The organism is Ornithinibacillus bavariensis, from assembly GCF_050433565.1.
GTDB classification, from domain to species: Bacteria; Bacillota; Bacilli; order Bacillales; family Amphibacillaceae; genus Ornithinibacillus; species Ornithinibacillus bavariensis.
Genome location: NZ_JBNPWZ010000008.1, coordinates 37,008 through 48,664, shown reverse-complemented (window position 1 = coordinate 48,664; position 11,657 = coordinate 37,008). Strand labels below are relative to the sequence as shown.

At 34.6% G+C, this 11,657-nt stretch carries 16 protein-coding genes; 2 read left to right on the top strand and 14 right to left on the bottom strand.

Translation table 11 applies throughout. The features are described 5' to 3' along the window. Positions 1–83 precede the first annotated feature (83 nt). On the bottom strand, positions 84–1,184 hold the full coding sequence (locus tag HNR27_RS13640) for an ATP-binding protein (RefSeq protein WP_429340150.1): 1,101 nt from the start codon (positions 1,182–1,184) through the stop codon (positions 84–86). Positions 1,185–1,438: 254 nt separating this feature from the next. On the opposite strand from HNR27_RS13640, the gene HNR27_RS13635 reads away from it, so the two are divergent. After that, a complete protein-coding gene (locus tag HNR27_RS13635; RefSeq protein WP_429340149.1) occupies positions 1,439–1,918 on the top strand; it encodes a DUF2621 family protein in 480 nt (159 codons plus the stop codon). A 10-nt stretch (positions 1,919–1,928) separates the two neighbouring features. Here the strand turns inward: HNR27_RS13635 and HNR27_RS13630 are convergent, their stop codons facing one another. The 12 genes from HNR27_RS13630 to HNR27_RS13575 all read right to left on the bottom strand — a co-directional run bounded on the left by HNR27_RS13630 (position 1,929) and on the right by HNR27_RS13575 (position 10,074). After that, the gene (locus tag HNR27_RS13630; protein ID WP_429340148.1) at positions 1,929–2,405 is read right to left on the bottom strand and encodes a CcdC family protein; all 477 of its coding nucleotides are present in this window, start codon (positions 2,403–2,405) and stop codon (positions 1,929–1,931) included. A 29-nt stretch (positions 2,406–2,434) separates the two neighbouring features. Further along, complete coding sequence (locus HNR27_RS13625) at positions 2,435–2,806, bottom strand: response regulator (protein ID WP_212920045.1); 372 nt, start codon at positions 2,804–2,806, stop codon at positions 2,435–2,437. A gap of 35 nt (positions 2,807–2,841) precedes the next feature. Beyond that, complete coding sequence (locus tag HNR27_RS13620; RefSeq protein ID WP_212919733.1) at positions 2,842–3,276, bottom strand: Na(+)/H(+) antiporter subunit B; 435 nt, start codon at positions 3,274–3,276, stop codon at positions 2,842–2,844. A gap of 53 nt (positions 3,277–3,329) precedes the next feature. Then, positions 3,330–4,034, bottom strand: coding sequence for a cytochrome c biogenesis CcdA family protein (locus HNR27_RS13615; RefSeq protein WP_212919732.1), 705 nt, complete (start codon positions 4,032–4,034; stop codon positions 3,330–3,332). Between the two features lie 286 nt (positions 4,035–4,320). Then, positions 4,321–4,482, bottom strand: a complete 162-nt coding sequence (locus HNR27_RS13610; protein ID WP_429340147.1) for a hypothetical protein — start codon at positions 4,480–4,482, stop codon at positions 4,321–4,323. Positions 4,483–4,496: 14 nt separating this feature from the next. Further along, positions 4,497–5,315, bottom strand: coding sequence for a FliH/SctL family protein (locus HNR27_RS13605; protein ID WP_429340146.1), 819 nt, complete (start codon positions 5,313–5,315; stop codon positions 4,497–4,499). Then, positions 5,255–5,602 carry a YHYH domain-containing protein gene (locus HNR27_RS13600; protein WP_429340145.1) on the bottom strand — a complete coding sequence of 116 codons (348 nt, stop codon included), beginning with the start codon at positions 5,600–5,602 and terminating at the stop codon, positions 5,255–5,257. The genes HNR27_RS13605 and HNR27_RS13600 overlap by 61 nt, the downstream gene beginning before the upstream one ends. A gap of 355 nt (positions 5,603–5,957) precedes the next feature. Next, complete coding sequence (locus tag HNR27_RS13595) at positions 5,958–6,179, bottom strand: YneF family protein (RefSeq protein ID WP_212919731.1); 222 nt, start codon at positions 6,177–6,179, stop codon at positions 5,958–5,960. A 52-nt stretch (positions 6,180–6,231) separates the two neighbouring features. Beyond that, positions 6,232–6,684 carry a sporulation inhibitor of replication protein SirA gene (sirA, locus tag HNR27_RS13590; protein WP_429340144.1) on the bottom strand — a complete coding sequence of 151 codons (453 nt, stop codon included), beginning with the start codon at positions 6,682–6,684 and terminating at the stop codon, positions 6,232–6,234. 282 nt (positions 6,685–6,966) lie between these two features. Next, the gene (gene tkt / locus HNR27_RS13585) at positions 6,967–8,967 is read right to left on the bottom strand and encodes a transketolase (protein WP_429340143.1); all 2,001 of its coding nucleotides are present in this window, start codon (positions 8,965–8,967) and stop codon (positions 6,967–6,969) included. Between the two features lie 109 nt (positions 8,968–9,076). Further along, on the bottom strand, positions 9,077–9,313 hold the full coding sequence (locus tag HNR27_RS13580) for a DUF896 domain-containing protein (protein ID WP_212919727.1): 237 nt from the start codon (positions 9,311–9,313) through the stop codon (positions 9,077–9,079). A gap of 101 nt (positions 9,314–9,414) precedes the next feature. Next, entirely contained in the window at positions 9,415–10,074 is a 660-nt protein-coding gene (locus HNR27_RS13575) for a YneB family resolvase-like protein (protein WP_212919726.1), read from the bottom strand. 270 nt (positions 10,075–10,344) lie between these two features. Here HNR27_RS13575 and lexA point away from each other — a divergent pair, with 270 nt between their 5' ends. Continuing rightward, complete coding sequence (gene lexA, locus HNR27_RS13570; RefSeq protein ID WP_429340142.1) at positions 10,345–10,968, top strand: transcriptional repressor LexA; 624 nt, start codon at positions 10,345–10,347, stop codon at positions 10,966–10,968. A 223-nt stretch (positions 10,969–11,191) separates the two neighbouring features. Here the strand turns inward: lexA and HNR27_RS13565 are convergent, their stop codons facing one another. Then, positions 11,192–11,566, bottom strand: a complete 375-nt coding sequence (locus HNR27_RS13565) for a PH domain-containing protein (RefSeq protein ID WP_429340141.1) — start codon at positions 11,564–11,566, stop codon at positions 11,192–11,194. Positions 11,567–11,657 lie beyond the last annotated feature (91 nt).

The window sequence follows — 11,657 nt, the reverse complement described above, 5'->3', positions numbered from 1 at the left end:
CTTATTCAAGGCGATAAGATTTCCTTATCATTATAATATGATATAATTCAGCAAAAATTATTGCGTTAATAAATATGTAAAAATTATAATGGTAATCTAATTCGAAAGGTGCTTCCTTTCATTTCATTTTGTAAGATTTCAAGATTCGCTTGATGTCGTTCTAATAGTTGCTTCGTGATCATTAAACCAAGTCCGGTACCGTGTTGCTTAGTCGTAAAAAAAGGTTCCCCTAATTTGTGTATCACTTCTTCAGGAATGCCTGGACCTTCATCTGCAATATCAATGATAACTTCATCATCTTCCAAACGAATAGTAACGGTGATGCTTCCAGGCTCTTCCATCGCTTCTATCGCATTTTTAATAATATTGATGAATACCTGTTTAATTTGTGACTTATCACAATAAATAGATGGTTCTTCGCCTAATACATCTAGCGTGATATTTTTTAATTTTGCTTGTGGTCTGAGTAGCTCCAAAACATCTTTTATCATTTGAGATAAAGATTCCTCTTGCTTATTATCTGTTAGAGGCTTGGAAATAAACAAGAGTTCTGAAGTGATTGTTTCCATTTTTTCAATCTCATCAATCATAATTTTATAATAAACATCCTTACGATTAACGCCAGCCTGTAATAGCTGAAGAAAACCTTTAATAGATGTTAAAGGATTACGGATTTCGTGTGCAATTCCGGCGGCTAATTGGCCTGCGATTGACATTTTTTCGGAACGAATCATCATTTCTTCTACTTCTTTTTTTTCAGTCATATCACGAATAGTTGACACGTAGTAAACGTTACCATTCATAGGATCAACTAACTTAGAAATCTTGCATTCACACCATATTAATTTTTGATCGAAATTCTTTAATCGAAGCTGAAATGTTTGATTTTTAAAAGATTCTCGAACAAATTCCTTCCTTACATAATTAGCATCCTCATCGACAAAAAGTTCCAAATATGAGCGTCCTACTAATTCATGTGGCTTATATCCGAGCACTCGCTCAATTGCATTTGAAAAGAATATTCCAATCCCATTCTCGTCCCAAACGGTAAAGAAATCACTGCTATTATTTTCAATCCAAACAATGATAAATTCGGGTAAACGTAGTAAATTAGATTGCTCTAAAGAGGGGCCATTTTTTGCCGAAGCTTGGCGCAATATGTAATTGTTTAATTCATTCTCCATGGAATTCGCCCCTTTACTGCAAATTGTAACAAATAAAATCTTTATATTACTATATGTATGTCCAATTACAAATATGAAAGTTTGTTTATTATGTATTTTATATTATAATTATATTAGCATACATCATTACTAATCGTAACATGTTTATCTGAATTATTACTACTCTTCATATGTAAAATTACCGCAATGTTATCATTTATTCAACTAAAAAGATAAAAAAGTCGACACGCGAAGGACTAGAAAAGGTGATATATATGTCATTATTTGATAATTTTCTTATCGTATTTTGGGGTTTCTTTATGATTGGTATAATGGCGATTGGTGGCTATTTCATGTTCCGAAAGTTTTTAAAACAACTTCCTAAGCAGGATGGGAAATCGACGATGGACTGGGAAATCCACTATCTCGAGAAGACGAAACATATGTGGGAAGATAATGAAAAGAATTTACTAGAAGAATTAGTGTCCCCTGTTCCTGAGTTATTCCGAGATGTCGCTAGACAAAAAATTGCCAGTAAAATTGGTGAAGTTGCACTCCATAAGGGTTTGAATAAAATAAATCAGGAAGTATTAATTGAAGGCTATATTCTTGCGACACCAAAGCGTGATCATAAATTTTTACGAAAAAAATTAAAGCAGAAAGAAATAGATATTGAACCCTATGAGGAATTATTTTCACTTTCAAAAGATGATTATCGTTCGAATTGGCAGGCGCAGTATAAAAAGAACAGCTAAAAAGGTGTCTTCATGTAGAAGACACCTTTAACTTTTTTTCAAGCTGTTTATATTTATAGAGCATGGCCAGTCTCCAAGAAACTATCATACCGAATGCTAGTAAAAAGAACATTCCGCTAGTCTCACCTAGGGAAACTGCACTTCCTATTATCAGTTTTAAAATAATACGAACAAATAACAATCCAAACAATATAAATATAAATGCTTTAGATGGAATAAGATAAATATTATTTTCTCGAATTTCAAATTTAGAAAATCTTATTAAGAAAATCGAGAATACAACCCCTACAACAATTGATTCTACCACCTGTGGCCATTCGAGTTGGAATTGGGGGAACAAAAACATTGCTGCCCCAGTACTCATAAACAATGGTGGTAATATAATTGATTTAACCGATGCAGGTCTTCTTGAAGCCTTTAATCTCATAAAAATCATAAATGTAGCCATAAAAAAAGCCAAAACCGTTGTTGCAATAATCCAAAACATATTGACACACTCTTTCTGGTGTAATGAAGTTAGTTAACAGTATATGAGAGAATTCGACTTACTGTTTCTAAAACACGATGCTCGTCAAATGGTTTTACGATAAAATCCTTAGCTCCAAGTTCGATGGCCTCAACAACAACTTTTTGGTGCCCCATTGCCGAACATACAACAACCTGTGCTTTCGGATCCAACTTCTTAATTTCTTTCATAGCATCTATCCCATTCATAACTGGCATAGTAATGTCCATGATAACTAAATCAGGGTTTGTATTTTTATAAAGTGATACAGCCTCTTCCCCATTTTCTGCCTCACCTACAATTTCATGCATGTCCTTCGTAAGAATTGTTTGTAAAGTAGCTCGCATGAATTTCGCATCATCAACAATTAGAATTCTTGCCATTTTCACTCCGCTCCCCCATTACATAAATCAACTACTTACACTTCTTTTTTATCGTTTGCTATGTTTACAATAATTGTTACTGTGACACCAACAACTGTGAGATATACCCCTAAATCAAATAAAGTTGCTGTAGCAAGCTCCACTTCTCCAAAAACAGGAAATTTAAAGTAACCATAAGTATGTGATAAAAATGGAACATCAAAAAGAAATGAACCCATACTAGTCAATAATGCTACCAAAAGGCCAATCGGTATCAACATACGGAAATTTATCGGTATTATCTTTTCTACGAATTTGATCCCATATGCCATGTATAGTAATACAATAGCAGCTGAAGTTACGAGCCCTCCAACAAATCCACCACCTGGGGAATTGTGACCTGCCATAAACAAATAGATGGAAAACCCTAATAGAAGAAAAGCGATTAAAGCTGTAGCGGTTTGCAATATTAAATTATTAGGTTTATCCATGAATTCACTTCCTTTTATCTATCTATTTGATACTATCATAATATAATTTGGTATTAAAATCCATAGAAACCGAACCAGCCCGCTAGAAAAGCAGTAAGTTTAGTCATCCAATCAAAAAACAGCGCAATACCTAAAGCTATCATAATATAGCCACCTATTTTAACTAATTTTTGGCTATTTCGTTTAATCCACCCTAGCTTCCCAATAAAGAAGGATAAGACAAGGAATGGAATTGAAAAACCAAGGATATAGGCAATCATCATCACCATACCTTTACTTGGTTCTGTTGCGGTTAAAGTAAAGACCACGCCTAAGATTGGGCCAGTACATGGAGTCCAACCTAATGAAAAAGCAAGTCCAATTAAAGTAGATCCTAAGTATCCTGATGGACGATTCTTAAATGTTATTTTCTTATCCTTCATTAAAAATTTAAAATTAAATATACCAACTATTACAAGTCCAAAGAATATGATTAATAATGCCCCAACCTGTCTTATTATATCCTGGTATGCAATTAGAAACTGTGACAAGGCTGAGGTAAAAAATCCAAAAACAATAAAGATACTAGAAAAGCCTATTAAAAAACAGATTGTATGCAATAGACTTTTTCGATTTAACATGGTATTTTCTTCTTTTATTTCACTAACACTCATACCGGTTATGTATGATAGGAAGGCCGGATATAGTGGTAATACACATGGTGAAATAAAAGAAAGAAATCCTGCACCAAATGCAAGAAAAATATTAATTTCTGACATAGTATGCCTCCTGATTACATTCTTTCATCCTATTATAGCAGAAAGAAAACGATTACCAATGACAGGAATATGACAATTAGCAAAACAAATCAAGATTAGATAATCTTAAAAAAACACCCCATACTCCATAGTACGGGGTGTTTGTGCAATGTATTCATAAGTATAGTAATTCATGATTCCTGTACAATACTATTTATCCATGTATTGTCCTTTTTGAATTCCTAGACTTGTATTTCTATTTAGTTTATTTATATGGTTTACTCTCCTAATTTCATCCATTTGTTATCTAATATTTACTGTTCTCTAGCTTATTTCTTTGTCTCTCATTTTCCTTTTGATTCCTAAAAGCTACAACCTTTTGTTTAACCTCATCAGAATTTTGGTTGTGCGTCATCATTTTAATAAAGACATCTTCCACCTTATGACAAACTGTTCTGTATATCCCCATTTTCGTCCTCACCTTTAATTTATGATTGTTTTCCTTGCTACATAGAACCTCCTAGCTAACCAACTTAAAACAATTACACCTATTCCACCAGTAGCTTTTAGAGTGTTTTTTCTTTGTTCCTTTTCGTATTCATGTTTACCAATTTCATAATAGTGACTGAATAATAACTCAGATTCTTTATATTCAATTGGAAGTTCATACGCTCCACCATTCAAACCCAATTCATATGCCTCTTTTTTAATTTCTTCTACTTCTTCATTTGAATCAAAACCCTTTTTGTACCAAATAATGTATTTTTCTTTCTCTAATTTAGGTTCTTTGTATTCTAATATAGTAAAAGTAGCTTCATATCCTAGTTTTATATATTTTTCTTCTAGTTCTTGTTGCCCCTTTTTGTAACCTTTTTTATATGAATCTACATAAATATTTTTTATATCGTTTGGTTCGTTGTTTTCATCTTTTTTTCCATCTTCATAACCAATATTGTAATATTCCTCTTTTCTTGCTGCATCAATCTCAGCAGTTGCCTTTTCATATCCCTCTTTATAGGAGGAGTGAACTAAATCATTCTCTGAATAATTGGCTGGTACAACAGCATTTAAATCTTCCTTAGCTGCATCATAACCTGCCTTATAGGCGTTTTCTCTTTCAGAGACTAATTTCTTTTTACCTTCTTCAAATCCTTGTTGATAACCAGTAGAGTAACCCTCTTGATATGCATTAGAACCAGTAATAACAGTTTCATTTTCCTTGGTATTATTGTATCCATCAGTCAAGCCTGCTGCATACCCAGCTTCTTTACCTTCAGATTTCTCTTGAGCAGCAATTTCCATTTTAGAAGGTCCAGTCGGTTCTGATGTTCTTGTTCCTTTTGATGTACTACCGCCCGATGATGAATTACTCCTGAGGGTGAACTACCATTTGATGATGAACTACTGCCTGATGATGAACCCCCTCCACCATTATGATAATGGTATCCTGAACAAAGTCCTTTGGCTTTCGATTTTTCGGAACAGTTATGTCCACCCCTACTATCCGTTCTTCCTGAATGAGCTTCAACAATGCTTTGAAACGGAATCAACAGAAGAATAATGATTAACGAAAAACAAGCTTTCTTCACACTTCTCCCCCTTAAATACTCATTTTATGTACATTTTATCATATATTTTGCAATATTTTGTCACGAAACCAAAATATTATTTGATTTTGCTTATCAAATCGAAAATATACATTTTATAGTTGTTTTCTTCTCTTTAACAAAAACAAAAACTCCCCTATAATTGAGAAATATTAACCAAAGATCCTTTATAAACATGAAAAAACCACTTTTTCTGCATTATTCTTAAACAGAAAAAGTGGTTTTTGAGAAAAATTAACCAAATTATGTGTATTATTGCAAAGAAAAATCAAGCCGACAACATTTTTCAGTAACCTACTTGATTACAAAGTTGCTAAATACATTGATATATCAACGTCTATTTATCCATTTGATTATTCATTGCACGCATCATTTGATTGATTTTCTTCTGCGAAGGCTTTTGGCCCATTTGCATCATTAGCGTACGAAGCATTTGCTCATTGATAGGTGGATTCTTTTTCAAGTAACTCATCATATACTTTCTTGCAATAAAAAATCCAAGAGCAACACCGGCTATTAAAGCTGCTAAAGCAATTAGTACAACCCAAATTGTGCCCATCTTTCCATTTTCCTCCTTCGTGTTGTCTCTTATCCAGTATAGTAAAACAGTTCTAAGAATACAATACCTCATCATTATTATACACAGAACTTGTCCTTACAGGCGAGATCCAACCATAATTTTCATAATGATTATCCACGATAAAAATATATGGATAGATCCGTCGTAAGGTAGCGAATAATAATTCCTCAGCATCCTGTAATGTTTCACAACGAAATTTTATATGTTTTTCATAAATATGTAAAGCAATATAGTAATGCCTATTACCTAGTTCAACAAATTCACTTCTTTTTTCCTTATATAAAGTGTTCTTAGGTTGTCTGATTAACTGTGACGTTAACGATTCTTTTGGGAAGCCTTTAGTAATAAAATTAAATTGCATCCTTAAGTCATTTCGAGATTGTTCATCATGATATTCCTGTAAAAAACGATATAAAATATCACTTTTATAGTAATAATGTATGGCAAATTCTTCTTTGATCAAATAAACCATATACTCTTTCATTTCAACAACCCCTTCCCTTTTCTACTATAATATACGTAGTCTATTAAAAATAGTGTCATATCCTGTAAGGATTTCGCACTAGTTTTGTCGAAAAGGAAATAGCTTGCCTCTTTTACCGTACTAAATACTGAAACTTCTTTTTTCAATCTGGACCGGGTATTAACTTTAACTTGCAATGCATTGAATACAGTGCAAAAATATTCTTTCCTTATGAGTAAACATAAAAATGCCAATTAATTCGGAGAAAAATTAATTGGCATTTTTATGTTTACTACATTCTGTTTATTTAGATAATGATTTTACTTGTTTAACAACATTATCAACAGTGAATCCATATTCTTCTATCAGCTTCTCACCATTTGCTGAAGCTCCAAACGTATCAATTCCCATTACCTTCCCGTCTAGTCCAACATAGCGTTCCCATCCGAGAGGTGAACCCATCTCTATAGCGACTCTATCTTTTACAGATTTTGGAAGAACTGTTTCTTTATAGCTTTCATCCTGTGCATCAAATAGATCCCAAGATGCCATACTTACAACACGAACATCAATATTATCTTTACGAAGTTCTTTTTGTGCCTCAACAGCAAGTTGAACCTCAGAGCCAGAAGCGATTAATATTGCGTCTGGTGTATCCTTCTCAGCATCACTTAATATATAAGCTCCACGCTTAACACCTTCATATGCTTTTTCCTTCGTACCCACAAGTGTAGGTAAATCCTGTCTTGTTAAAACCAAAATAGTTGGCCGATCCGTTGATTCAACCGCTAATCTCCACGCTGCCTGTGTTTCATTACCATCTGCAGGTCTAATAACAGATAGGTTTGGTAATGCACGAAGCGAAGCAAGCTGTTCAATCGGCTCATGTGTTGGTCCGTCTTCACCTACTGCAATGGAGTCGTGAGTAAACACATACGTTACAGGCATTTTCATAATAGCTGACAAACGGATAGCCGGACGTAAATAATCACTAAATACAAAGAACGTTCCTCCGAATACCTTCAAGCCACCATGTAACGCCATTCCATTAAGTGCAGCACCCATGGCATGCTCACGCACACCAAACCATATATTTCTTCCAGCATAATTATTTCTTGAAAGATCATCCTCATCTTTGATGGTAGTTTTATTAGAACCTGCTAAGTCAGCACTACCTCCTAAGAAATACGGTACAGCTGTAGCAATAGCATTTAGCACTTCTCCAGATGAAGAACGTGTTGCTATAGATTTCCCAGGTTCATATACAGGTAAATTGTTTAACCAACCTTCAGGAAGCTCACCTTTCATTGCTAGCTCAAATTCTCTTGCTTCTTGCGGATACTTTTCCTTATAAGCAGCAAATAATCGGTTCCATTCCTCCTCTAGCTGTTCACCCTTTACCACAATTTTTTCTTTGAAGTCTGCATATACTTCCTCAGGTACATGAAAATCATCATGTCCCCATTGATAGAATTCTTTCGTTAAAACTACTTCATCCTTTCCAAGTGGTGAACCATGGGAAGCAGCTGATGCGGATTTATTTGGTGAACCATACCCAATAACCGTTTTAATTTCAATTAATGTAGGCTGTTCTGTATTTTCTTTTGCTGCTTTAATAGCTGAGCGGATTTGAGTAATATCATTACCATCTTCCACTCGAATAACCTGCCAGCCGTAAGCCTTAAAGCGCTCCTCAGTATTGTCAGAAAATGCCCGGTTTAATTCTCCGTCTAAAGAAATATCATTCGAATCATATAATGCAATTAGCTTACCTAATTTTAAATGACCTGCAAGAGATGCAGCTTCATGGGAAATTCCTTCCATTAAATCCCCATCACTAATTAAAGCATATGTATAGTGATCTACAATGTTCAGATTGTCCCTATTATATTTTGCTGCTAAATGAGCCTCAGCTAATGCCATACCAACAGACATCGCAATACCCTGCCCAAGTGGACCAGTGGTAGCCTCTACACCATCTGTATGGTGTACCTCGGGATGACCTGGCGTTCTTGAGCCCCATTGACGAAACTCCTTAATATCCTCTATCGTAACATCATACCCCGAAAGATGAAGCATTCCATATAATAGCATAGAACCATGACCTGCTGATAATACAAATCGATCCCTATTAAACCATTTTGAATTTTTGGGATTGTGATTCATAAAGTCCGTCCAAAGTGTATACGTCATTGGTGCAGCTCCCATTGGTAGACCTGGATGCCCCGAATTAGCTTTTTCTATGGCATCAATAGCCAATGTACGGATTGTGTTAATCGATAATTGTTCAACATTATTTACCATGATGTAGCTCCTTTCTCTTGCAATCGATTTATTTTTAAACCATGTTTATCTTATACTGAAAATGGTTGGTAAACAAGTAATACTATAATCGTTCATATATTCTCCACGCTTAGTGATTTCTATTTCTTTCTTGCATATCACGTAACTTTTGAGGTGTTACATCATTTCCAGTGGGATCAATAACTGTTAAGGTTTTTAATTGGTTTTTAAAGGAGCTACGCACATTCTTCAAATATTCTCCACGAAGCTTCTCTTGCTCCACCTTTTCTTTCTCTGTTAAACCTTCTTCACTCTTTGCCTTTTTTGCAAGTTCATTTATCCTTAAAAGTTTTTCCTTTGATAACAAAATAAATTTCCTCCTTCATCTTTCCTGCTAAAACAGAAACCCAACACGGGTCAGAATTCACATAGAAAAAGCAAGAACATTGATCTGTCCTTGCTTAAATATTACCTGTTCGTTTTGTCGGAATCAATTAATTGATACTCCTGATATCTTCTATGTACGGTTGCCTTTGAAACCTCATACCCTAACCCTCTTAATGTTGCGGCAATCTCGCTAAAGGTCAATTCCTTCTCACGGAGTCGAACTATTTCTTCAATCGGCACTTCCTTCCTTTCTCTTCCTGGTGCAAATTGGTGATTGGAAAGATTTTTAGTAGGATTATATCCATTGGCAACAGCCCTTTTCATTCCCCGTTTAATTTTAGCATTATGTATTTTCCGTTGATACTCTTCAACAATTCCAACAATTTGCAAAATCATGGAGTCTGCTTCTGCGATTTCAAGTTTCCCTTCATGTATGGCTGTATAAATAGAAATATTATGCTTTAATAATTGATGAAATAATGCAATCTTCGTGTTTCCTCTTCCAAGTCTTGTTTCATCTTGAATCAATAGACAATCCGCACGACCAGCTTCAAAATCCTGCAGCAATTCAAAAATGCCTTCCCGTTCGATTTCGAATCCACTTGCTTGTTCCTCTATACATTTGACTACTTCGAAGTGATAACGTTCCGCTAAATCATAAAGCTCTTCTTTTTGTCGTTTTAGTGAGGTTTCCTGTGATTTCTTTTCTGTACTTACTCGGCAGTATATAATAGCTCTCAAATTTAAAAACTCCCATTATGCACTAATTAGTGAAAGGTATAAGAATCCTAATGTCACAGCAAAAGCAGCAATATAAAACAAATCTGTCTTGTTAACTTTTCCAAACATCTCTTCATCACCCTTTCCTATCGTATAAGAACCTTTGTTCGCTAAATTTATTATAGCAGAACATACGCTCTTGTCAACACTTTTCTCGAACGAATGTTTGCGTTTTAATTTGATAGATGATAAACTAGCATTAATAAATAATATGAGCGAGGTGTTTAATAGATGACAAAAATGTCAAAAAGGCAACAGGCGATATTAGATTACATAAAAGATCAAGTTAGATTAAAGGGATACCCGCCATCTGTTCGAGAGATAGCAGAAGCTGTGGGACTTGCCTCCAGTTCCACTGTTCACGGCCATCTATCGCGTTTAGAGAGTAAAGGATATATTCGTAGAGACCCTACAAAGCCACGGGCGATTGAAATACTAGATTTAGAAGAGGAAAGTACTATTCCAAAAGATGAAGCTCGTTATGCACCGGTTATTGGAAAAGTAACAGCGGGAATACCGATTACCGCTGTGGAAAACATAGAAGAATATGTTCCAATCCCAAGTTCAACTGCTGGACCTGATGAAAACCTATTTGTTTTAGTTATTGATGGAGAAAGTATGATTGAAGCAGGTATATTAGATGGGGACATGGTTATTGTCAAACAACAAAATACAGCGCAGAATGGCGATATTGTCGTAGCGATGACAGAGGACAATGAAGCTACTGTCAAACGCTTCTTTAAAGAAAAAGATCATGTGCGCTTACAACCTGAAAATGCAACAATGGAACCATTAATTTATAATAATGTATCCATTCTAGGCAAGGTTGTTGGATTATACCGTCATATTCATTAGAACATTGAATTGAAAATCCGATAAGCTAATTAGCTTATCGGATTTTTTGAACTTTGCTGGTTATTAATTTAACTCTACTTATAATTTTTCTTTTAAATGCAAAGAGGTAATGAATTCGCCTAAAGCGGAACAACATTTGAATTATAGGACCTAGTCTTCTACAGTTAGAAAATAGAAAATAAAACATATAAAACGGAAAAAGGCACTCCCTGAACGGATGCCCCTATAAATCATATTTGTACGATATTCCAGCTTTTTCAGTAGCTGCTTTAGCTGCACTTCTTATTTCTTCTTTAACTTCATGCGGATTTTTGACCTTTTTCAAGGTAATCCGACGGTTGGATTCATTAGCACTAATAACTATAATGTCACCTACGTTTCTCACTTTATCTGTCAATGTCTGATTGACAGATATATCTTTTACTTTGAATAATTCGATATCATTTAAGGTTTTAGTCATCACGCCCTGTTTCCTAATCAGTATTCGCTCGTTAGTTAAAGTGTAATGCTCTTTCGGAATTTTAAGTACTCCTTCTTTATTCCCTTTGATTCCAAAATAATCAGTCTCAAACTCTAGCAAAGTTTTTTCCTCGCTCACACTTACCACTCCTTTTAATTAATAACTCCCTTAAGCCTAGAAAAAATAACAAAATTATTACAATATTACTCATTATTATAATATCTTATTT

Coding starts and splice junctions, on each gene's coding strand:
- HNR27_RS13610 (WP_429340147.1), bottom strand. CDS start 4,482: ATGGGGATATACAGAACAGTTTGTCATAAGGTGGAAGATGTCTTTATT.
- tkt (WP_429340143.1), bottom strand. CDS start 8,967: ATGGTAAATAATGTTGAACAATTATCGATTAACACAATCCGTACATTG.
- HNR27_RS13620 (WP_212919733.1), bottom strand. CDS start 3,276: ATGGATAAACCTAATAATTTAATATTGCAAACCGCTACAGCTTTAATC.
- HNR27_RS13640 (WP_429340150.1), bottom strand. CDS start 1,184: ATGGAGAATGAATTAAACAATTACATATTGCGCCAAGCTTCGGCAAAA.
- sirA (WP_429340144.1), bottom strand. CDS start 6,684: ATGAAAGAGTATATGGTTTATTTGATCAAAGAAGAATTTGCCATACAT.
- lexA (WP_429340142.1), top strand. CDS start 10,345: ATGACAAAAATGTCAAAAAGGCAACAGGCGATATTAGATTACATAAAA.
- HNR27_RS13625 (WP_212920045.1), bottom strand. CDS start 2,806: ATGGCAAGAATTCTAATTGTTGATGATGCGAAATTCATGCGAGCTACT.
- HNR27_RS13615 (WP_212919732.1), bottom strand. CDS start 4,034: ATGTCAGAAATTAATATTTTTCTTGCATTTGGTGCAGGATTTCTTTCT.
- HNR27_RS13635 (WP_429340149.1), top strand. CDS start 1,439: ATGTCATTATTTGATAATTTTCTTATCGTATTTTGGGGTTTCTTTATG.
- HNR27_RS13595 (WP_212919731.1), bottom strand. CDS start 6,179: ATGGGCACAATTTGGGTTGTACTAATTGCTTTAGCAGCTTTAATAGCC.
- HNR27_RS13630 (WP_429340148.1), bottom strand. CDS start 2,405: ATGTTTTGGATTATTGCAACAACGGTTTTGGCTTTTTTTATGGCTACA.
- HNR27_RS13605 (WP_429340146.1), bottom strand. CDS start 5,315: ATGGAAATTGCTGCTCAAGAGAAATCTGAAGGTAAAGAAGCTGGGTAT.